The following is a 22,364-nucleotide window of genomic DNA, read 5'->3' on the forward strand; positions in this document are numbered from 1 at the left end:
CATGCCTGTAAAGGCTGTTTATCCGGTCTTTCTTAAGGTTTCTTCTGATTTATAATAGTAAATATCAAAGAGTATATGAGTAAAGAAAAAATGGAGATTGGAGCAATCTCGAAACCAAGATTTGAATTCCGTTCATTCGGACGTTGTTTTTGTGAAGCGGAAAAAGTGTGGGAGCGCCGCAGCACGGAAACCTATATAGTAAGCCGCACGAACGACGTGAACAACACGAAGATCCGCGACGGAAAAATGGATATCAAAACCTACGCACAGACCGTGGATAGATTGGAACAGTGGAATCCGCTGATGAAAGGCGAGTTTCCCATATCCGCCCAGGTACTGAACAAAGAGGTATTCCCCGCTTTTGCTTCTTAACAGGCGGCCCTTATCGAAATCGTCTTATCTGCATTTATTTCGGCAACGACGGCAAAAGCGACCATCCTTCTGCCTATCTTTATGGTTATTGCCGCCATTTACGGCGCTTCAGGAGGAAAGCGTAATAACTTCGGACGGAACCTGGTGCTTCAGAATCTGTTCCAGATCAATATTGGCGCGTCGGGATTCATTACCGGTTCAGGGGCGAATCTACTGGCCGGAGCGCTTATTGCCGGGAATAGGGATTGTGAAATGGAACGACGTGGATATTCCCTGGCACCTGTTGCTTTTCTCGGTAGGTGCTTATACGCTTGGAGCCGGGTTGGACGTTACAAATTTACCCGGAACAATGATCGATGCCGTCTTTACCCACGTGGGTATTACGGAAACTACGCCGTACTGGGTATTGTTTGTCATACTCACAGGCGCCATGATGTTCTCGGCTTTGATCTTTCAAAGTAAAACGATGCGAACGCTTATCTTTGTCCCGATTGCGATAGGTGTGGCACAACGGTTTAATTTTCCGATACTGAGTCTGGCGTTTCCCGTAGCGCTGCTGATCGAGCATGTTTATGTATTACCGTTCAACAGTAAGCCGGCTGCGTTGTTATATACAGCAGACCAGTATAGTTGGAGCGATACTTTCAGGTTCGGGATAACGATGATGGTGATCAGTTGGACGTTAATTATGGTATGGGGTGAAACGGTACTCAGATGGTTGGGATATACCAACGGACTGTTCTTCTGATTGTAAGTGTTTTGCCGATACGAAAAAAAGGAGAGAAGGATAAAAAATGATTGATATTGCAGCGAAGGTACATGATAAGTTTTCCATTGAGTTCAAGGTAGGGTTTCTGGTTCGCCGTAAACGTGAACAGAGTAATTTCTCTATCAATACCTGGATGTTCGTGCCGAACAGTCTGGATATCAATTCGCTTACTTATGATAAAAATCATTTTTACCGCGATGTGAAGAGTTATATCCGGTTGATAACGCCGGTTTTCCTGTTGCGGGAGATTTCCGAAGGCGACGCAGTTCCTTTAAAGAATCTGGAGAGAGTTTTCCATAAAACAGCCAGTGAGCCGACACGGACGGCTATCAGGGAGTATGAGTCCCAGATAAAGATGTTTACTGCTATTTTTAAAAGCGCTATCCGTAACGAGGTGGTACATCTGCTGAATAATCATATCAAAGATGATATGGAATATCTGATTACCTCTTATGTGGAGAGTATCAGGGATATACTTGTGAAATTCAGGAACCTGAGACGAATTATTAACGTACCGACCATTTCTTCCGAATACCTTAATTACTATTTCTTTGCTGATGAATACATCAGCAACCTGGTAGACCAGAGGACCGCTTATCTTGTGAGATTTCTGCAATCCAAGAAAAACAGGGAATATAAAAAATCAATCGCTCTTTTGTCCTCGCTCTGGCATGAAGAAACAGCTTATCGAAAAGAGAAGGGATATATCAGTATCGATAAGGATAATCCGGCAAAGAACAGGGAATTTATTTTTCGAAGAAGCATATTGAAGAAATATGTCGAAAGTGATCTTTTTCTACGTGCACGTAAAAAGAAAGACGGCGTTCTTGTGGAACAGATTTATTACAGTATTGCTGCCGGACTCTCTATGGTTTTTGCTACGGCAGTGGCTTTTTCGTTTCAAATGAAATATGGCAACTTTACGATGCCGCTATTTATTGCGCTGGTTATAAGTTATATGCTGAAGGATCGTATCAAGGAACTGATGCGTTATTATTTCGCCCATAAACGGCTTAACCGGTATTTCGACAATAAAACCGAGATAGGAATTAAGGATACCACCATAGGATGGATCAAGGAAGGTGTGGATTTCATTTCCGAGGAGAAAGTGCCCCGGGAAGTAATGAATCTGAGAAGCCGGAGCCCTTTGGTCGAGGCGGAAAACCGTATTACGGACGAGAAAATTATCCTTTATCGTAAGCAGGTCTTCTTAGACCGCGTGGAAATAAACAGAAACAGTGATTACCCGATTGCAGGTATAAACGACATTATGCGTTTTCACTTGTCCCGTTTCATGCAAAAAACGGATAATCCTGATGAGGCAATATATTACCTGGATGAGGAAGGTGAATCTGTTGAAATTTATGGTGAAAAAGTGTACTATTTAAATATTCTTATGCAGCTCCAATTCGAGGACCAGATTGATTACAAACGTTTCAGGGTTGCTTTTACTCAGGCGGGAATTGTCCGTCTGGAGAAACTGGCTTAGTACTGGAAAATCTTTTATATTTCGGTTTGCAGACCTATTTTGTTAAGTAGCACATGCACCCTATTTATTCCTCCTCATAATTATGATACAGGAAATCGTTATAGGGAAAACGGGTGATATGGATCTCTTTTACCTTGTCGTAGATGATTTCCTTCAGGGCGTCGATATTTGTTTTCTCCCTGGCAGAAATAAAGATACAGTTCTCCTTCATCTTGTGCATCCAGGTCTGTTTCAATTCCTCGAGTGTATAATTTTCCCGTTTCTTCGGTGTGAGGTCGTCTTCATCCTTTACCACATGCGAAAATGCATCAATTTTGTTAAAGACGAGGATAGTAGGCTTTTCGGTCTCATCAATCTCAAACAGGGTCTTTTCCACTACCTCTATCTGTTCATCAAAAGCGGGATGTGAAATATCCACCACATGTACCAGGATATCGGCTTCGCGCACCTCGTCGAGTGTCGACTTAAACGACTCGATCAGGTGGGTGGGGAGCTTACGGATAAAACCGACCGTGTCGGTCAACAGGAACGGCAGGTTCTCGATGGTTACCTTGCGTACGGTAGTGTCGAGTGTGGCAAAAAGTTTATTTTCGGCAAACACCTCACTCTTGCTGAGGAGTGTCATCAGGGTGGATTTCCCTACGTTGGTATATCCCACGAGCGCTACACGCACTAATTTTCCCCGGTTCTTGCGCTGGACAGCTTTCTGCTTGTCGATCTCTTTCAGTTCCTGTTTCAGGCGGGAGATCTTATCGAGGATGATACGGCGGTCGGTCTCCAACTGCGTTTCCCCCGGTCCGCGCATGATGGTGCCGCCACCACCCCGTTGCCGTTCGAGGTGCGTCCACATACGAGTAAGCCGCGGTAACAGATACTGGTACTGAGCCAGTTCTACCTGCGCCTTGGCATGTGCCGTCTGGGCACGCATGGCGAATATATCGAGAATCAGGCTGGTGCGATCCATGATGCGGATTTTAAGCTCCTTCTCGATATTGCGAAGTTGACGGGCGGACAATTCATCATCGAAGATAACGACACCAATCTCATTCTCTTCCTCTTTCACGTAGTTCTCTATCTCTTCCAGCTTTCCTTTTCCCACAAATGTTACTGTATTGGGCATTTCTAAGCGCTGCACAAAACGTTTTACAGGGATAAGTCCGGCTGTCTCTGCCAGAAAGGCCAGTTCGTCGAGGTATTCATTTACCCTCTCTTCGTTCTGATCAGGTGTAATAAGCCCTACCAGTACGGCATTTTCTTTTTTTATTTCGTTAGTAATGAAATCTTTCATTTTTTTTGTCAGATTCAGGATTTGGCTTACGTCAATTGCTAATTCTCAATCTCAATTTTTATCTTTTATCCTCTATCTCTAATTTCAATTAAATCAATAAATGAACTTTCCCACTCTCCCACTTTTCCACCTTCCACTTTCAATACTAAAACCAGAATCCAATTCCTGCACTGAAAACCACTTGGGAATAATCCGGAATGAACTGGTATTTTAGTTCGAAGTTGGCCCTTACCCTGTAAGCGATATCATGTTGTACTCCCAGGCCAAGGTTAGCGCCCAAGCGATGTTTTTTCCAACTCTCATCGGCAAGGTCGCTGTCCTTTGAAGCATTATACTTCCATTGAGAGTAATGAAGACCGGCAATCGGATATAATGAAGCCGAGTAAGAAACCGGAAAAATATAATGTGCGTCGGCATCTGTCATCCACATACCCTCTCCTTTCCGTTCCAGGAAATAGGTAAATGATGGGGTGAAGCGTATATTATTTGTATAATAATAATGGGCATGTATACCCCCTCCTATACTATTGATTTCTGCTCCATATCCTGCATGTACACCTAATCCGAAGGTGCCTTCAAATTGTGCCTGTATTTTTGGAATGAAAAACAGGAAAAAAAGGAAGATCAAAATAAACACTCGTTTCATTTGATTATTTTATTTGATGATTTGACTACGTCGATTTTCAATTCAGGATTTCGGAGCTTCTCAATTCTATTTATCCATTATCCATTATCAATTATCCATTGTCAACTGTCAATTATCCATTGTCCATTGTCAACTGTCCATTGTCAATTGACACATTAGTATATCATCCCGCTTCCAAGGCAAAGTTTTTTCTCTTTGTCGTATATTACCCCGAACTGGCCGGCAGCAATACCCTGTACCGGTTCGGAGGAATGGATACGATACATATCGCCGATTCTTGAAATCCTCCCCGTTGTGAAATCGGGTGTATGTCTTATTTTGAATGTGATCTCTTTTTCATCTTCAAAATCACCCCAGACATCTTTGGAGATAAATTCAAACCCCTGCAGGTTAATGACTTCTCCGTACTGATGTTTTGTATCATACCCTTTGGAGACATAGACAATATTCCGCTGTATATCCTTCTTGATAACGAACCAAGGACCACCACTCAATCCGAGCCCTTTACGCTGGCCGATGGTATGGAACCAGAATCCCTGATGTTTTCCCAGAATATTCCCTGTCTCCAATTCTACGATAAGTCCTTCTTTTCTACCTAAATAGCGCTCGATAAACTCATTGTAGTTGACTTTCCCTAGGAAGCAAATTCCCTGGCTGTCTTTGCGTTGGGCCGAAGGCAATTTCTCGCGAGCAGCAATAGCCCTCACTTCCGACTTAAGCAGATTGCCGATCGGGAACATCAGTTTTGAAACCTGCAGATAGCTTATCTGTCCCAGAAAGTAGGTCTGATCCTTTACACGATCTTTCGCGGTAGAGAGCCAAATCAATCCATCTTGTTCCGTGGTGGTAGCATAGTGCCCGGTCGCTATTTTATCAAACTGATGACCCCATTTCTGTTCAAAAACACCGAATTTGATCAGTTTATTACACATCATATCGGGATTGGGAGTCAAACCCCGCTTTACCGAGTCGATGGTATAGCGCACAACACTGTCCCAATATTCCTCGTGCAGCGAGACGATCTCAAAACGACAACCATATTTTCTTGCGATGAACGACACGATCTCAATATCTTCTTCCGATGGGCAATCGATATATCCGTCTTTGTCCTCCATCCCTATTTTTATATAATAGATGGTGGGGTTGTACCCCATCTCTTTTAGCTGATGTACTACAACCGAACTGTCTACTCCGCCTGATACCAGTGCTGCAATTTCCATTCTTGCATCGAATTTAATATACAAAGGTACAAATAAGAATTGAATCGTGGAAAATGGGTTATTTATTGTTAGAAACGAGCATGATAACCCTTCTAACCCATGAACATGATTAAAAGTGAGTTGCCTCCCCGATAAATCGGGACAGGCCCGGCTAAGATTTTCAAATGAAGTCGGCGATTTGCGCTTCAATTCAATTGTCATACGATACATTTGAACTATTTGAATGAATTCAGATATCTAACTTTAGTGCAAATAAATAATTTTAATCGTATGAAACCGACATGTTTAAAATAATCATTAAACACCCGAAGGGAATGATTATTTTGAACATCAAAGGTTCCATATACCGAAATAAAACAATAAAATAATCATATGAAATAACCGGAAAAGAAAAAAATAGTATTACCTTTACAACTTCGGAATGGTATATCATTAACCCATTACTGAGATCCTTTGCTGCAGGACTTTTATCATCCAACTGCAGCGTCCCCGAAGCCGATTCGGGATTTGAGAGAGAAAAGAAAAAAACTATATAAATGACTTACAGATGGAATTATTCAACCCTTACAAACGACCAAAAAAATAAAAAAAATGAATTAGCGAAAGAATTAAATTTGCATCCCGTTCTTGCTGAATTGCTTATCAAAAGAGGTATAGAGACAAAAGAGAAAGCAATCGCATTTTTGTATCCAAAACTCAAGGATTTGCATGACCCTTTTCTGTTACCTGATATGGATGTGGCCATTCGGCGGATTGAACAGGCTCTGGGTAATAAAGAGCGGATTCTTATTTATGGAGATTATGATGTGGATGGTACAACAGCTGTTTCGTTGGTGTACAAATTCTTTCGGGGAATTACAAGTAATATTGATTATTATATTCCAGACCGGTACGATGAAGGGTATGGCATTTCGTTTCAAGGAATCGATTATGCCGTGGAGACAGGCGTAAAGCTCATTATCTCTCTTGATTGTGGCATCAAGGCCGTAAGTAAGGTTGCCTATGCCAAAGAAAAAGGTATTGATTTTATTATTTGTGATCATCATATGCCGGATGATCATCTTCCGGATGCCGTAGCTGTTGTCGATGCGAAGCGGCTCGATTCTACCTATCCCTATAACGATCTGTCGGGTTGTGGTGTCGGTTTTAAATTAGTACACGCTTTTTCACAGCGAAACGGGTATCCTTTTTCTGATATCGAACCGCTACTCGATCTGGTGGCAGTAAGTATTGCGTCTGATATTGTCCCGCTTACGGGTGAGAACCGCATCCTGATGTACCATGGACTAAAGCAACTCAACTCTAATCCCAGCTTCGGACTACGGGGTATCATCGAGATATGTGGACTACAGCGAAAGCAGATTACTGTCAACGATATCGTCTTCAAGATAGGACCGCGTATCAATGCATCGGGTCGGATGATGAACGGGAAAGAGGCGGTCGATCTGATGATTGAGAATGATATGACCTCTGCCAGGGAGAAAAGTAAGAATATTGATAAGTATAACGAAGATCGGCGTGAACTGGATAAGAAGATCACGGATGAGGCCATAGCATATATCGATAACCATATCGATATCATTCAGCAGAAGAGTATTGTAATTTATAATGAAACGTGGCACAAGGGAATTGTGGGTATTGTGGCTTCGAGGTTAACCGAGAAATATTACCGACCGGCGGTCGTGCTCACCAAATCGGGCGGGATGATTTCCGGGTCGGCCCGTTCTGTTCCCGGATTTGATGTCTACAAAGCTATTGAATCGTGTCGTGATATCCTGGAGAATTTTGGAGGCCATACCTATGCCGCGGGATTGACGTTGCGGGAAGAGAGCCTGCAGGCATTTACCGAGCGATTTAATATGCTCTCTTTTGATGGTGTCGAGGCACGAATGATGCTGCCACAGATCACGGTCGATGCAGAGATATCACTTTCACAAATCAGTCCGGCGCTTATTGCCGGACTCGATTTGTTTAATCCTTTCGGGCCGGAAAATGAAAATCCTATATTTCTTACCAGAGAGGTGTATGATGCGGGAAACAGCAGGCTTGTAGGGAAAGAGAGCCGTCATATTAAGCTGGAGATTGTTGATAAAACGACTGACAGGCCATTTCCCGGTATTGCTTTTAGCCAGCATGATTTCTATCAACGTGTCAAAGCCGGTATGCCGGTGGATATTTGTTACACCATCGAAGAAAACAGACATGGCAGCAATTCTTTTACTCAGCTTATTATAAAGGATATAAAGGAGTAAACAGCACAGGGCGTTTGCGTATGCAATCGGATCTATTTCATAATATACTGCGTGAAAACTGGGGATATTCCTCATTTCGGCCTTTGCAGGAAGAAATTATCCAGTCCGTATGGGAAGGACGGGATACTTTGGGATTAATGCCTACCGGCGGAGGTAAATCATTAACCTTTCAGGTGCCGGTGATGGCAATGAAAGGGATTTGTCTGGTCGTGACGCCACTGATAGCCTTGATGAAAGATCAGGTGGACAATCTCCGTGAGCGAGGTATCAAGGCGGCAGCCGTCTATTCCGGGATGTCGCGTGACGATATTATTACCACACTCGAGAACTGTATTTTCGGAGATTATAAATTTCTCTATGTCTCCCCCGAGCGTCTTTCTTCCGAGATTTTTATTGCAAAGCTACGGGCTATGGATGTCTGCCTGTTAGTGGTGGATGAGTCCCATTGTATCTCACAATGGGGGTATGATTTCCGTCCCTCCTACCTGAAAATCGCAGAAATCCGTAAATTATTGGAAGGTGTTCCCTTGCTTGCACTTACTGCTACGGCTACCAGGGATGTAGTAGATGATATCCAGGAGAAGCTGCTCTTCAAGGAAAAAAATGTATTCCGGGTAAGTTTTGAACGGGAGAATCTTTCGTATGTAGTACGGACTGTGGAGAGCAAAACGGTGGAGCTGTTACATATTCTTCAATCGGTTCCCGGATCGGCTATCGTTTATGTGAGGAGCCGGCAAAAGACGGCCGAGGTTGCCCAATCGCTCCGGAAAGCAGGTATTTCGGCCGATTTCTTTCATGCAGGCCTTTCTTATGAGGATAAGGTATTCAGGCAGAACGCCTGGAAGATGAACGACTGTAGGGTGATGATAGCCACCAATGCTTTCGGAATGGGAATCGATAAGCCCGATGTGCGTGCAGTTGTGCATTTAGACTTACCCAATTCGCTCGAAGAATATTTTCAGGAAGCAGGCCGTGCAGGCCGCGACGGGGAGCGTTCGTACGCCATTATTCTATATACGAAGGCCGATAGCACCAAGTTGAAAAAGCGGATTGCAGACTCGTTTCCTACCCGGGATTTTATACTGCGGGTGTATGAAGCATTGGGAAATTATTACCAGATAGCCGTCGGGGCCGGGTATAATAATGTGTATGATTTCAGTCTTCAGGAGTTTTGCCAGCCATACAAACTCCCTTTCCTGCAAACCCATCATGCACTGAAAATACTGGAACTGGCCGGCTATATCGAATATACGGAAGAGATAGATATGCGTTCCCGGGTACGATTCCTGATCTACCGTGACGAGATCTATTCGCTGCATCTGGACAAAGAAATGGATACCCTTTTGCATGCTATCCTACGTAATTATACAGGTGTTTTTTCGGACGATGTCTATATTGATGAGTCGTTGCTTGCCATAAAAATTGGAAAAAGCCGCCGTGAGGTGTGTGAAATGCTTGTCGCTCTTTCCCGTGCAAAATATATCCGCTATATACCACAGAAGAAAACACCCTTTGTAGTGTTTACCACTTCACGTGAGGAGAATCATTTCGTCTCCATCCCCCGAACAATTTATGAAGAGCGGAAAAAACGTTTTGAGAAACGAATTTTCTCTATGATCGATTATGCGGAGTCTGCAGATATATGCCGTAGCAGAATGTTGTTGATCTATTTCGGAGAACTTTCTGCGGAAGATTGCGGACACTGCGATGTTTGTCTCAAGAAGAGTGTAACCGGCCTGCCCAACTACCTGTTCCATCAGATCGCGAACAAGTTGAGGGATACTTTACTGCAACAGGGATCTTTGCGGTTCAATGAGCTTATTGATGCTGTTTTGGATAAAAACGAAAATTCGGAGGAAAACCGGGAGAGAGTTATTCCGGTACTCCGATTTTTGATCGATACAGGAGAGTTTACCTTGACAGATGATGTGGTGACTTCCATAAAGAAAGTAGAAAACTAAAAAATATTTTCACAAAATACAAAGGAAACGCATTAAGCAGTTCGCAGACTTTATTAATAAAAATGAAATAGATGAATTCTATCTAACAGGAGCAGATGCGATTGCTTGTGTCAAATCAACCTGTTATAACTTGATTAAGGCAAATTATAAAGCTAATGTCTTATCAGATTGCATTACGAGTTATGACAAAAGGAAAATTGACGAAATGCTGCGCTATTATGAAAGTAAAGGCTGTAAAATAATCAGTTTGAACGACTTGTTATGACAACAGAAAATAAAATCAAGTATTTTGAAAATCGAGAAGATTGGCGAAAGTGGCTGACAGACAACTTTGAAACCACGGATGAAATTTGGTTTGTGTTTCCCAATAAGTCTTCGGGCAAAAAAAGTATTCTATACAATGATGCTGTTGAAGAAGCCCTTTGTTTCGGTTGGATTGACAGTACAATAAAAACACTTGACAAAGGACATAGAATTCAGCGTTTCACACCCAGAAATCCAAAAAGTACATACTCGCAAGCCAACAAAGAAAGACTTAAATGGCTCTTGGAAAGAAAAATGATACACCCAAAATTTGAGGATAAAATACGAAATGTTTTGTCTGAACCTTTTATTTTTCCAAATGATATAGTTGACAGATTGAAAGAAGATAAAATAGTATGGAAAAATTATCAACATTTCTCCGACACATATAAGCGTATCCGAATTGCATACATTGAAGCTGCGAGGATACGTCTTGAAGAATTTGAGAAGCGGTTAAACCATTTCGTAAGTAAAACGAAAGAGAATAAAAAGATAACAGGATTTGGTGGAATTGAAAAATACTATTAATCCGAATAAAATACCCGCACATAACGACCGTTATGCCCCATTTTAAAAAACGACAATGCAGAAAATATTAGTTGATATAAAAGATTCAAAGATTGGATTTCTATCAGGAGGGACTGAGATAAGTTCTTCAATGTCTGATATTATTGCAAACAAGGATAACATATTCAGGATTCAATTTTCTTCTAGACCTGATGTTCGTTTGCTAAAAGATATTTCTGACTTTTTAATTGATAATCCACATATTGATTTACGGTTCTATGGTAATTATTGTGAGGATTTGATTGATTGGGGATTATTAAATGACATTCAAAGATTATCTATTGATTTATGGGAAACAAAGGATTTAAATGGGATTAAGAACCTAAAAAAATTAAAAAGATTAGGTATTTCAAAAATTGTAAAGTCTTCGGTTTCATTAAAAGTGATTGAGAATCTTGACAACTTGGAAATGTTATTTACATCTATCTCCAAGGATATAGAGACAATAGGATTGCTGAAAAAAATTAATCTGGTTAGCTTAAGTGAGATTAAAACTGACAACTTGGATTTTTTATCAAATAATATACATTTATCAAAGTTGTGGATTTCACTTGGTTCGATAAAAAACATAAGTGGAATTGCGAAAGTTCAAAACTTAAAAACTTTATCAATACATCAGCTAAAAGGATTTGATGATTTTGTTGCTAATTCAGTTCTTTCAAATTGTAATAACCTTGAGGATTTGGAGCTTATGAACTTGGCAAATCTTTCTAGATTTACATTTATTTCAAATCTTAAAAATTTGAGAACATTAAATCTTGAGGGATTAAAAAAAATTGACTCATATAAAGATTTTGGGCAATGTGACAGTTTAAAGGTGATATCCGGTTATGATAGCCGTCCACTTGATAAATCATTAGTAGGATTAGAAAATCTTGATTCTATAATACTTGGAGATTCCTATTCAAAATCGGAAATTGATTCATTTGTGAAAAGATTTAAGGGTCGTAATTTGTGGATTCGAGGTAAACAGATTCTTGGAAATAATAAATTTGGAGGAAGAATTTCGATACTAAATGAATAAAAAATGGGGCATAACGTTTCATGCCGCCACCATTGTGGGTAGTTTGGAGCAGATAGAATTGTACATTGATTTTGAGTAGTGTGATAAAAAATATAAAATAATAGATGTTGGAGGATATAGAAGGCTCTCCGTTTTCATCGGAGATATTAAAGTAGTCGAAAATGAATAAATTTGTATGAGCTAGGATAAACTTTCCCTTCTGAAGTATGTAGATGTAACGTTTCCCGCTCTTTATGACGGAGTTATTTTCATTAACTATAGATACATCGGATACATCCAAATAGTTGAAATTGAATATATAGCCCCTATTAAGAGGGACAGGTAAATTATTTTTCAAATCAGCATCAATTATATCTTTTTGATTTTCATAATAGTCAATTTTTTAATGGATTATTACAATGAGTACCGAAAGCAAAGTTAAGTTTTTTCATCAGTAACCTCTCTATTCCTGCAATTTTGCCATTGATGTTATAAATTCCCAATACTCCATACCCTCCACTGATATTGGAGAATATTTAACCGGCTCGGTAAAATGATCTGTATCTCCCGCAAGCTCTATAAAACGGAGGTACCTGTAAAGATTGTCCGATAAAATAACAGTTCGTCCTAATGGCCGAAGATTATTCGACGCTGTTGAACGGAACATTGAGATTATAGGAGAAGCCATGAACCGAATATTAAAAGAGGATGGTTCTATTGAAATAACAAATTCCCGAAAAATCGTTGATGTCAGAAATAGAATAATACATGGCTATGACTCTGTTTCCCAAAAGAAAAACACTTACCGAAATTCATCGATAAGTGTTTGATTATTAGTGTGACTCCGACAGGATTCAAACCTGTAACCTTCTGATCCGTAGTCAGATGCTCTATTCAGTTAAGCTACGGAGCCCTCATTTGCGGGTACAAAAATACACTATTTTTGTCAAAATGCAAAATAATTTGATGATTTGTTGATTTCAGATTCAAGATTGCGAATTCTGAACTTCTCCACTTCTATTCTTTATCTTCTATCCTGCGAAGCACATTATTCTTTTCCAGCCCCCCCCCTTTTCACCTTAGTCACATCGGTATATTAGTAAATTGGTACATTAGTTTATTTTGGGTTCTTTGTTCTTTATTCTGAATAAAATAATAGAAAATAGTTTGTTGATTTTCTGAATTATTGTAACTTTGCAGTCCGATTATTAGTTTTTATCAATTAAGAGTTTGATTCATAGCTTTTTATTTGCCAAAACCCACCTTAGCCGGGCAAAATAAGGAGCAGTGAGGGTCAACTTCACAGTAATTTACTAATTAAAATCAACAAAAGTGGATACACTAAGTTATAAAACCATTTCTGTAAACAAGGAAACGGCGCAGAAAGAATGGGTTGAAATTGATGCCACCGGGCAACCGTTGGGCCGTCTCTGTTCCAAAGTAGCCAAACTGCTGAGAGGAAAGTACAAAGCAAGCTTTACCCCTCACGTAGATTGTGGTGATAATGTAATCATCCTGAATGCCGACAAGGTTGCGCTTTCGGGTAACAAATGGACAGATCGTATTTATTTGCGTTATTCCGGTTATCCTGGCGGACAACGCGAATATACTCCTGCCGATTTGATGGCAAAAGGTCCCGACAGACTTTTCAGAAAAGTAGTAAAAGGGATGCTGCCGAAAAATAAATTAGGCGATGCTATCATCAAGAACATGTATGTTTACGCAGGAAACGAACATCCCCATCAGGCTCAGAAACCCAAAAAATTAGATATTAATACGCTAAAATAATATGGAAGCAGTAAATGCAATAGGAAGACGCAAAGCAGCCGTAGCCCGTGTTTTTGTTACAGAAGGTACCGGCAAGATTGTGATCAATAAACGCGATCTGGAGAACTATTTCCCTTCTTCTATCCTTCAGTTCATTGTAAAACAGCCGCTCAACACCCTGAACGTATCGGATAAATACGACATCAGGATAAACCTCGATGGCGGTGGTTACAAAGGACAATCGGAAGCAGCCAGATTAGGTATTGCCCGCGCATTGGTGAAAATTAATCCTGAAGATAAATCCGCATTGAGAGCTGCAGGCTTTATGACCCGCGATCCCCGTGTGGTGGAACGTAAAAAACCGGGACAACCCAAAGCCAGGAAAAGATTCCAGTTCTCCAAGCGTTAATACTCTGGGCATACGATCCGGAAGGTTACCCGTTGCTGGTACCCTTTTTGGGAGTATGCCAATAAAAGCCGCTTAGCGGCTATAACGTTTAGTATCTAAATCGTAAGGACGTTATCCGACATCAATGAAGAATTGGGGTAATTTACCTTACGATTCGGTTTAGAAAAAGAATGTAAACGAATAAATTAAAAAACAAAAATGGCAAAATTAGAATTTGACCAACTTCTTGAGGCCGGAGCGCATTTCGGTCACTTAAAAAGAAAATGGAATCCTGCAATGGCTCCTTATATCTTTATGGAGCGTAACGGAATCCATATTATTGACCTCTACAAAACTATCGCTAAAGCAGAAGAAGCTGCTGCCGCTTTGAAACAGATTGCCAAAGCAGGTAAGAAAATACTCTTTGTCGCAACTAAAAAGCAGGCGAAACCTGTGGTTGAAGAGAAAGCACAAAGCGTGAATATGCCTTATGTGATCGAACGTTGGCCGGGCGGTATGCTTACTAACTTCCCCACTATTCGCAAGGCAGTGAAGAAAATGGGTAGTATCGATAAGATGATCAAAGATGGTACGTTCGATACGCTCTCTAAACGTGAGAAACTACAAATTACCCGTCAACGTGCGAAGCTCGAAAAGATGCTGGGTTCCATTCAGGATCTTACCCGTCTTCCTTCTGCAATTTTTGTGGTAGATGTAATGAAAGAACAGATTGCGGTGAAAGAGGCTGAACGTCTCGGCATTCCTGTATTTGGTATTGTAGATACCAATTCGGATCCCTCCAATATTGATTTTGTGATCCCCGCTAACGACGATGCCGCCAAAGCGGTTGACCTGATCCTTGGATTCCTCTGTGATTCCATTAAAGAGGGATTGGATGAGCGTAAAGTGGAAAAAGCTGACGCCGCCGCTGCCGAAGAGCAGGACGAAGACGCTCCGCAACGCAGGGAACGCAAATCGAAAGCAGCCAAGAAAGAGCGCGTGAAGAAAGAAGATACCGAAGCGATGAAAGCTGCCGTAGTGAGCAAGTTTACGAAGGATGTAGAAGTTGACGAATAAGATTATAATCAAAATATAAGTATATAGAATATGGCAGTAACAATGGCAGATATCCAGCATCTACGCAAAATGACCGGTGCGGGGATGATGGATTGCAAAAATGCACTGAATGAAGCGAACGGGGATTTCGATGGTGCCATGGAAATAATCCGTAAAAAAGGACAGGCTGTAGCTGCAAAACGTGAAGATCGCGAAGCATCTGAAGGTTGCGTATTGGCAAAGACAGAAGGTGATTTTGCTGCGGTAGTGGCGTTACAGTGTGAAACAGATTTTGTGGCAAAGAATGAAGAATTCATCGCTTTGACACAGCAGATCCTTGATGCGGCCATCGCCCACAAACCGGAGAGTCTTGAACAACTACTTGCAGTGGAACTTTCCAACGGTACGGTATCACAACTGATTACCGATAAGATCGGGGCTACAGGTGAAAAAATGGAATTAGGATTCTACGAATACATTACCGCTCCTTATGTTACCTCTTATATCCATATGGGTAACAAGCTGGCGACCATCGTCGGTTTTAATAAGGCTGATGTGGATGAGCACGTAGCGAAAGATGTGGCAATGCAGGTCGCTGCCATGAATCCGATTTCTGTTACACCCGAAGGTATTCCTGCCGAAGTGAAGGAAAAGGAATTGGAAATTGCACGCGACAAAGCACGCGAAGCCGGTAAACCGGAAAACCTGCTCGACAGGATTGCGGAAGGAGCATTGCAGAAATTCTACAAGGAATCGACTCTTCTTCAACAGGAATATGTGAAAGATCCCAAGAAGACCATTGAACAGCTTCTGAAAGAAAGCGATAAAGAGTTATCTGTTACTACATTCAAACGTGTATCGTTGAACGTGTAAGATATATTTTTGCGATTTAATAAATAGAGCGCTCCGGAAGTTTTTTCGGGGCGTTCTTGCTAATTACCAAATACTAATTACCAATTACCAAATCGTGAATTGAAAATCGACGGAGTCAATTAACAATCGGCGTAAGCCAAATCATGAAATCTTCAATTTTGAATCTTGAATCTTGAAATTATCCTACGACCCATGTAAGCACATAATCGGGATGTACTTCATAGTGTATATTGAAAGTACGGTTATGGTCGGTTCTGGTTTCTGTGGCTGTTATAATTCCTTTGGATGCGGGAGTGAACGGCTGGATATGGAGATGGTGCTTGAAATGGATTTCGTTTTCTTCCATCAGTTTGAACATGCTCTCTTTTGCCGACCAATGCAATAGTTGATGTACTGTCTTCTGTGAAGGATCGATATACTCGTTATCCCCGATGAATTTGTAGGCTACTTTTCTTACCCGCTCCGACCGGATCTCGATATCGATCCCTACCGGGTAGGTTTCATGCAGATAAATAGCAGCATAATCTTTTGTGTGGGAGATGCTGATATGGTATGTTCCGTCTTGCAAATAGGGTTTGCCGTCCGCATGATTAAGGATGGTTTTTTCTTCGTTCAACAGCATGAATAACAGAATACGAGTGGAGAGCCACTCAATGGTACGTCTTTCGGAGCGGATAGTTTTTACATGTTCAACCGCATCGGAGCGCATATGTCCCGGAAGAAGCTGTAACAGTTCTTCACGCGATTCATCCATTTTCCAGATTCCCAGCAATCCTTCGCTGTCGGTATGTTCTCTTCTGATCAGCATTATTCCTCACGATTTACTCTTGGAGGGATATAGCGCACTTTAGTGATCCTTTTTTTGCTCAGATCCTCTGCCTGGAAAGTATGTTTTTTATAGACAAAACTCTCCTTACGTTTTGGGAAATCACCTTTCAACTCCAGCAACAGCCCGGCAAGTGTATCCACCTCTTCAGACATCTTCTCGAAATCTTTTGCGGGTAGCTGGGTGATCTTGATAAAATCCTCTAACTGGGTTTTTCCTTCGAAGATGTAAGAACCATCGGCCTCGATCGTATAAAAAGGCAGTTCCTCATCATATTCGTCACTGATATCGCCCACGATCTCTTCAAGAATATCTTCCATTGTGACTAATCCCGATGTACCTCCATATTCATCCACTACAATAGCCATATGGATCTTCTGTGTGCGGAACTCTTCCAGCAGGTCGTCGATACGTTTTGTTCTAGGCACGAAATAAGCCGGTCGGATCAGCGTCTGCCATTTGAAAGAGTTGACTTTTCCCAGGTGTGGCAATAAATCTTTTACATACAGAATCCCTTTGATATTATCGGCATTTTCTTCAAAAACAGGAATACGTGAAAAACCGGCATCTACGATAAAGTCAATCACTTCGGTGAAGGGTTTTTGTAATTCAATGGCCACCATATCACTTCTGGAGACTAATACATCGTCTACCAGTTTATCTTTGAAACGGATAATACCCTCGAGCATCTCTTTCTCCTGTTCATGTGTAATCTCGTTCGACCTGATCTCAAGAGCCTTAGAGAGATCGTTTGCCGACATCTCGTGTTGCCATTGAGATGCTGGACGACTAAAGGTAGCCGCATTTTTTGCAAGCAAAGACGAAAAAGGGGACATCAGTATGTTTATCAGACGGATAAAGAAACTATTGTTAGCTGCAAACCGCAGTGGGTATTGCGAAGCATACAGTCTCGGAAGAATATTGGTCAGTAACAGAATAACAAAGATAGTAACAATCATTCCTGGTACAGAGATATTTATGCTGTTTCCTCCGAAAAGGGATGGGCGGTTCAGCAAGTAAATAACCAGTACGGTAATAGTTACTTGGAGGAATAATTGAGTAACTACAAGAGATGCCAGTAATTTTTCCGGTTTTTTAAGCAGATTTGAAATGCGGATCTTTTTCGGCTCTTCAGACGTATGGAGGTCGTCGGCAAATTTCTTTTCGAGTATAGTAAAAGCAACTTCAGCACCTGAAGCAATTGCATTTGAGATAATAAGCAGGAGAAGCAGTGCCGCAACGATATAATCGGGCAATGTATGCAGGTTTGCCGTCAGGTATATATTTAATAACGATAAAGGGTCAGGGTCCAAGTGGTAATTTTTTAGTGAAACAAAGAGAGAATGTTTTAGCGCTTGATTCCCAGGTGGGAAGCGATAAAACATTCTCCACAAAATTACAATGTTTTATTTAAAATGGCAAATCATCTACGTCGGAGATTTCGTCCTGTTCGTCACGGGGAGCAGTACCTGACGGCGAGGAGTAATTATTACCATTTTCATGTTCCCTATTTCCAAATCCTTCGTCACCACCCCCTCTGCGACCCAGGAGTTCCAGGTTATCGGCCACGACTTCGGTGATATACCTTTTCACTCCGTTCTGATCGTCGTAAGAGCGGGAACGGATCTTTCCTTCCACATACACCAATGTGCCTTTCTTTACAAATTTTTCAGCAATTTGTGCCAATCCTCTCCAACATACAATGTTATGCCATTCCGTACGCTCAGGCACCTGCGTGCCGCCAGAAGTTGTGTAACCTCTTTCACTGGTTGCAAGCGAGAAGTTTGCTTTTGCAACATCATTGTCAAAATACTTCATTTCCGGGTCTCTTCCTACATTCCCCACTAAGATTACTTTGTTTACCGACATAATTAAAAATTTTTGGTTTTAGAATAGCTCTCGCTGTAAAAACAAAATTAAGCATTTATTTGTAATTAACAACAATGAATAGCTAAATTATTTCGAGGTATTTGTGGGTTAACCTCGATACCGGATAATCCGGAAGTTGTTCATTTTCAATTTTAAAGATTTCTTTCGGAGGATTGTATGGAATCTCACCAGGAATAATTATCCGGTAAAAATGGGTATGTATGGTCTGATGGGTAAGCTGATGCTTGATTGTCAGCCGATGGTCGACAGATAAAGAGGATGTTCCGTTGAAAAGTTCCCTGAAAGGTTCCGTTTTTTCTAATTCTGTAAAATCGAATGGCGTTGGAGTTTCGATCAGAGGAAATTCGAAAAGGTTTTTCCAGATATCCGAACCGTTACGTTTTTGCAGAAACGTGTTATCATTGTGTTGAATATGAAAATAGTGGAAATATCGGTTCCTGATGAAGATTTTCCGGTCGTTCACGGGAAGCTCGCCCACCCGGTTTTCAGCAAGAGCTGTGCAGTAATCCTGAAGTACACAATCTATGCATCTGGGTTGAGCAGGGGTACAGACCAAAGCGCCGAAATCCATCACAGCCTGATTATATTTTCCGGGATCTTGCGGATCAAGCAGCGACTGAGCCATCTCCCTGATTATTTTTTTCCCTTCAGAAGTATGTATGGATAATGCAATGCCGAACAGCCGGGAGATTACCCTGAATACATTGCCGTCCACTACTGCATAAGGCTCATTGAATGCGATCGATGCGATAGCTGCTGCTGTGTATTCACCTACGCCTCTCAGCGAAATAATGTCAGGGTAGGTAGATGGAAATATGCCATTAAAGGTGGTCATTACCTGTTTTGCTGCTGCATGTACATTGCGTGCCCGGGTATAATAACCGAGGCCTTGCCATAATTTCAATACTTCATCTTCTTCGGCAACGGCAAGTGATTCTACGTTGGGAAATCTCCCGATGAACCGGAAATAGTAGTCTCTCCCCTGTACGACCCTTGTTTGCTGTAAAATGATTTCAGATATCCATATTTTATAGGGATCGGTGGTTTCGCGCCACGGCAGATCACGCCCTTTTTCACCGTACCATTTTAGTAAAAGTGAGGTAATTATTGAATTATTATCTTTCTCTGTCATTTCTTCTCCGTTCCGTTCTTCTTTGTTCCGGCAAAGCTAATGAAAAAAGTGGAAAGGTGGAAAGGTGGGAAGTGAAGATGATATTAGATTCAAGATTATTTGGGAAAGGGACTTGGGATGTAGGAGATTATTCTCCACTTCTTGGACTTCCAACTTCTTAGTTCTATTAAAATTATCAAATTATTACATCAGTATATCAGTGCATCAGTTAAGTTCTTGGCTCTTGATTCTAAAAAAAGGGGAAATTCGGAAAAATTCCCGTCATTTATTTTTCGTGTTGAGAAAAAAGCTATATATTTGCAGTCCAAAATTTTACTAATTAATAACCCAAGGTATTATTATTAATATTAAAATATAGATAAAATGACTAAAGCAGACATTGTAAATGAAATTGCAAAAAAAACCGGCGTAGATAAAGCATCGGTATTGGCAACAGTGGAGTCTTTCATGGAAGTGGTAAAAGACTCTTTGGCAAATAACGAAAACGTATACCTCAGAGGTTTCGGAAGTTTCATTGTAAAGAAAAGAGCACAGAAAACGGCCCGTAATATCTCAAAAAATACGACCATCATCATCCCCGAGCATAATATTCCCGCCTTCAAGCCGGCCAAAACATTTGTAGGCCAGGTAAAAGGTGATAAATAACATATAATTAAATAAGGAGAAATAGCATATGCCAAGCGGAAAAAAAAGAAAAAGGCATAAAATGTCTGTACACAAGCGTAAAAAAAGACTTAGAAAGAATAGGCATAAGAAGAAGAAATAACGCCGAAATACTTTTTTTACTCAGCAATAGAGGAACAAACTTAAAAGAACCAATCGGCTATTAAGTTTGTTCTTTGTGTATAAACAGGGTAATGGTTCTGGCGAGAACCTCCTTTCTGTTGTGAGGACAGAAGCCTAAAATGTTGAAAATTAATTTATAAAACGAACAATTGTGACAAGCGAACTTGTTGTGGATGTTCAATCCAAAGAAATTACCATTGCGGTTCTCGAAGATAAGAAACTGGTAGAATTGCAACAGGAGAGCCAGGACGGTTCATTTGCGGTTGGAAACATCTACGTGGGCAAAGTTAAAAAACTAATGCCCGCCCTCAACGCTGCATTTGTGAATGTGGGACATAAAAAGGACGCTTTTCTTCACTACTTGGATTTAGGGGTTGAATTCAACTCGGTTCTCTATTTTCAGAAACTGGTTGAAGACAAGAAGAAGGTACCGCAGCTCCAGAAGATGAAGTTGCAACCCGAGATCGAGAAAGAAGGGTCTATCGCGGATATATTGAAAGTAGGGCAGGAGATATTGGTGCAAGTAGCCAAAGAGCCTATTTCAACGAAGGGTCCGAGATTGACGGCCGAAATCTCTTTTGCAGGACGATTCATGGTGTTGATTCCATTTATCAACCGGGTATCGGTATCGCAAAAAATTAAATCGCGCGAGGAGCGTGCCCGACTACGACAGTTGATGCAGAGCATCAAACCGAAAAATTTCGGAGTGATCATACGTACCAACGCCGAGGGTAAGCGGGTTGCCGACCTCGATGCGGAGTTGAAAGTGCTGGTAAAAAGATGGGAAGACAATATCGGTAAGATACAGAAGGCCAAGGCGCCCTCGCTGATTTATGAGGAAACGGGACGTACCGTAGCGCTGTTACGCGATATTTTTAGTCCCTCTTTCGAACAGATCCATGTCAATGACCGGGAAGTGGCCCGGCAGATTGCCGATTATGTAAGTGTGATAGCCCCCGACCGTAAGAACGTTGTCAAGGAATACAAAGGCGCACTTCCTATTTTGGATAATTTCGGTATTACCAAACAGATTAAATCGCTCTTTGGAAAAACTGTTACGTTTAAAAATGGCGCTTATCTTATTATTGAGCATACCGAGGCGTTACATGTGATAGATGTGAACAGCGGGAATCGTAATAAATCGAAACTCGGTCAGGAAGACAGCGCTTATGAGGTGAATGTGGCCGCCGCCGAAGAGATTGCCCGCCAGTTACGTTTACGGGATATGGGTGGTATCATCGTTATCGACTTCATCGATATGAATAAAGGGGAGCATCGCAATAAGCTGCTCGCCAGGATGCAGGAGTTGATGGCAAAAGACAGGGCCAAGCACAATATTCTACCATTGAGCAAGTTCGGGTTAATGCAGATCACACGTCAACGTGTCCGCCCCGAAATGGAAGTTGCCACAAGCGAGGTTTGCCCCACCTGCTTTGGTAAAGGAAAGATAAAGTCGTCGATTCTTTTCACAGATACGCTGGAAGGAAAGATCGATTATTTAGTGACCAAGCTAAAAGTGAAGAAATTCAGTCTGCATATACATCCTTATGTTGCAGCTTATGTTCAGCAGGGTCTCTTTTCGTTGAAGTACAAATGGAGAAAAAAATTCAATGTAGGTATGAAAATCATTCCCGACCAGAAACTCGGGTTCCTGCAGTATGAATTTTATGACAGAGAAGGAAACGAAATAGATCTGAAAGAAGAAATTGAAATGAAATAATGTCCCGTACTAACGGGACGAAAAGCAAAATAAAAACCGGTATTCCACAGTGAGTG

Annotated in this window: 21 protein-coding genes, 1 tRNA gene and 1 pseudogene; 15 read left to right on the forward strand and 8 right to left on the reverse strand. The window is 41.3% G+C overall.

All coding sequences use genetic code 11. The annotated features are described in order from the left end of the window. The first annotated feature begins 75 nt into the window (after window positions 1–75). From F597_RS20090 to F597_RS0104035, 3 genes are all read left to right on the forward strand, one after another. Window positions 76–372, forward strand: coding sequence for a hypothetical protein (locus tag F597_RS20090; protein WP_019538432.1), 297 nt, complete (start codon window positions 76–78; stop codon window positions 370–372). 88 nt (window positions 373–460) lie between these two features. Further along, the gene (locus F597_RS0104030; protein ID WP_026327102.1) at window positions 461–1,120 is read left to right on the forward strand and encodes an anion permease; all 660 of its coding nucleotides are present in this window, start codon (window positions 461–463) and stop codon (window positions 1,118–1,120) included. Window positions 1,121–1,166: 46 nt separating this feature from the next. Then, window positions 1,167–2,630 carry a hypothetical protein gene (locus F597_RS0104035; protein ID WP_019538433.1) on the forward strand — a complete coding sequence of 488 codons (1,464 nt, stop codon included), beginning with the start codon at window positions 1,167–1,169 and terminating at the stop codon, window positions 2,628–2,630. Window positions 2,631–2,694: 64 nt separating this feature from the next. On the opposite strand, the gene hflX is transcribed toward F597_RS0104035, so the two are convergent. The 3 genes from hflX to mnmA form a co-directional block, all read right to left on the reverse strand. Then, window positions 2,695–3,918, reverse strand: a complete 1,224-nt coding sequence (hflX, locus tag F597_RS0104040) for a GTPase HflX (protein ID WP_019538434.1) — start codon at window positions 3,916–3,918, stop codon at window positions 2,695–2,697. Window positions 3,919–4,063: 145 nt separating this feature from the next. Continuing rightward, window positions 4,064–4,564: an outer membrane beta-barrel protein gene (locus F597_RS0104045; protein WP_019538435.1), complete on the reverse strand. Its 501-nt coding sequence runs from the start codon at window positions 4,562–4,564 to the stop codon at window positions 4,064–4,066. A 155-nt stretch (window positions 4,565–4,719) separates the two neighbouring features. Beyond that, window positions 4,720–5,784, reverse strand: coding sequence for a tRNA 2-thiouridine(34) synthase MnmA (gene mnmA, locus F597_RS0104050; RefSeq protein ID WP_026327103.1), 1,065 nt, complete (start codon window positions 5,782–5,784; stop codon window positions 4,720–4,722). Between the two features lie 536 nt (window positions 5,785–6,320). On the opposite strand from mnmA, the gene recJ reads away from it, so the two are divergent. From recJ to F597_RS22975, 6 genes and pseudogenes are all read left to right on the forward strand, one after another. Next, window positions 6,321–8,036, forward strand: a complete 1,716-nt coding sequence (recJ, locus tag F597_RS0104055) for a single-stranded-DNA-specific exonuclease RecJ (protein ID WP_019538437.1) — start codon at window positions 6,321–6,323, stop codon at window positions 8,034–8,036. Window positions 8,037–8,056: 20 nt separating this feature from the next. Further along, window positions 8,057–9,997 (forward strand): RecQ family ATP-dependent DNA helicase, encoded by a 1,941-nt coding sequence (locus tag F597_RS0104060; protein ID WP_019538438.1) that lies wholly within the window; start codon window positions 8,057–8,059, stop codon window positions 9,995–9,997. Window positions 9,998–10,064: 67 nt separating this feature from the next. Beyond that, window positions 10,065–10,262, forward strand: a complete 198-nt coding sequence (locus tag F597_RS23075; protein WP_425413888.1) for an isochorismatase family protein — start codon at window positions 10,065–10,067, stop codon at window positions 10,260–10,262. Then, on the forward strand, window positions 10,259–10,828 hold the full coding sequence (locus F597_RS0104065; protein ID WP_019538439.1) for a YdeI/OmpD-associated family protein: 570 nt from the start codon (window positions 10,259–10,261) through the stop codon (window positions 10,826–10,828). Before F597_RS23075 ends, F597_RS0104065 begins: the two co-directional genes overlap by 4 nt. Before the next feature lie 55 nt (window positions 10,829–10,883). After that, a complete protein-coding gene (locus tag F597_RS0104070; RefSeq protein ID WP_019538440.1) occupies window positions 10,884–11,891 on the forward strand; it encodes a hypothetical protein in 1,008 nt (335 codons plus the stop codon). A gap of 617 nt (window positions 11,892–12,508) precedes the next feature. Then, window positions 12,509–12,658 (forward strand): annotated as a pseudogene (locus tag F597_RS22975) (HepT-like ribonuclease domain-containing protein); the annotation flags it as partial. Between the two features lie 51 nt (window positions 12,659–12,709). On the opposite strand, the gene F597_RS0104080 reads toward F597_RS22975, so the two are convergent. Further along, window positions 12,710–12,783 (reverse strand) — tRNA-Arg (locus tag F597_RS0104080). 419 nt (window positions 12,784–13,202) lie between these two features. On the opposite strand from F597_RS0104080, the gene rplM reads away from it, so the two are divergent. The 4 genes from rplM (at window position 13,203) to tsf (ending at window position 15,954) form a co-directional block, all read left to right on the forward strand. Then, entirely contained in the window at window positions 13,203–13,658 is a 456-nt protein-coding gene (gene rplM, locus F597_RS0104085) for a 50S ribosomal protein L13 (protein WP_019538441.1), read from the forward strand. Window position 13,659: 1 nt separating this feature from the next. Beyond that, window positions 13,660–14,046 (forward strand): 30S ribosomal protein S9, encoded by a 387-nt coding sequence (gene rpsI, locus F597_RS0104090; protein WP_019538442.1) that lies wholly within the window; start codon window positions 13,660–13,662, stop codon window positions 14,044–14,046. A gap of 198 nt (window positions 14,047–14,244) precedes the next feature. Continuing rightward, entirely contained in the window at window positions 14,245–15,102 is an 858-nt protein-coding gene (rpsB, locus tag F597_RS0104095; protein ID WP_019538443.1) for a 30S ribosomal protein S2, read from the forward strand. A 30-nt stretch (window positions 15,103–15,132) separates the two neighbouring features. Then, on the forward strand, window positions 15,133–15,954 hold the full coding sequence (gene tsf, locus F597_RS0104100; protein WP_019538444.1) for a translation elongation factor Ts: 822 nt from the start codon (window positions 15,133–15,135) through the stop codon (window positions 15,952–15,954). A 178-nt stretch (window positions 15,955–16,132) separates the two neighbouring features. Here the strand turns inward: tsf and F597_RS0104105 are convergent, their stop codons facing one another. From F597_RS0104105 to mutY, 4 genes are all read right to left on the reverse strand, one after another. Further along, window positions 16,133–16,762: a 4'-phosphopantetheinyl transferase family protein gene (locus F597_RS0104105; protein WP_019538445.1), complete on the reverse strand. Its 630-nt coding sequence runs from the start codon at window positions 16,760–16,762 to the stop codon at window positions 16,133–16,135. Beyond that, window positions 16,762–18,093 carry a gliding motility-associated protein GldE gene (gene gldE, locus F597_RS0104110; protein ID WP_019538446.1) on the reverse strand — a complete coding sequence of 444 codons (1,332 nt, stop codon included), beginning with the start codon at window positions 18,091–18,093 and terminating at the stop codon, window positions 16,762–16,764. The genes F597_RS0104105 and gldE overlap by 1 nt, the downstream gene beginning before the upstream one ends. A 97-nt stretch (window positions 18,094–18,190) precedes the next feature. Next, window positions 18,191–18,649 carry a single-stranded DNA-binding protein gene (locus tag F597_RS0104115; protein ID WP_019538447.1) on the reverse strand — a complete coding sequence of 153 codons (459 nt, stop codon included), beginning with the start codon at window positions 18,647–18,649 and terminating at the stop codon, window positions 18,191–18,193. Between the two features lie 82 nt (window positions 18,650–18,731). Further along, window positions 18,732–19,802, reverse strand: a complete 1,071-nt coding sequence (gene mutY / locus F597_RS0104120; protein ID WP_019538448.1) for an A/G-specific adenine glycosylase — start codon at window positions 19,800–19,802, stop codon at window positions 18,732–18,734. Window positions 19,803–20,165: 363 nt separating this feature from the next. On the opposite strand from mutY, the gene F597_RS0104125 reads away from it, so the two are divergent. After that, window positions 20,166–20,447, forward strand: a complete 282-nt coding sequence (locus F597_RS0104125; RefSeq protein ID WP_019538449.1) for an HU family DNA-binding protein — start codon at window positions 20,166–20,168, stop codon at window positions 20,445–20,447. A 292-nt stretch (window positions 20,448–20,739) separates the two neighbouring features. Next, window positions 20,740–22,308 (forward strand): Rne/Rng family ribonuclease, encoded by a 1,569-nt coding sequence (locus F597_RS0104130; protein WP_019538450.1) that lies wholly within the window; start codon window positions 20,740–20,742, stop codon window positions 22,306–22,308. Window positions 22,309–22,364 lie beyond the last annotated feature (56 nt).

Origin of the sequence: Proteiniphilum acetatigenes DSM 18083, assembly GCF_000380985.1 — a bacterium.
GTDB lineage: Bacteria > Bacteroidota > Bacteroidia > Bacteroidales > Dysgonomonadaceae > Proteiniphilum > Proteiniphilum acetatigenes.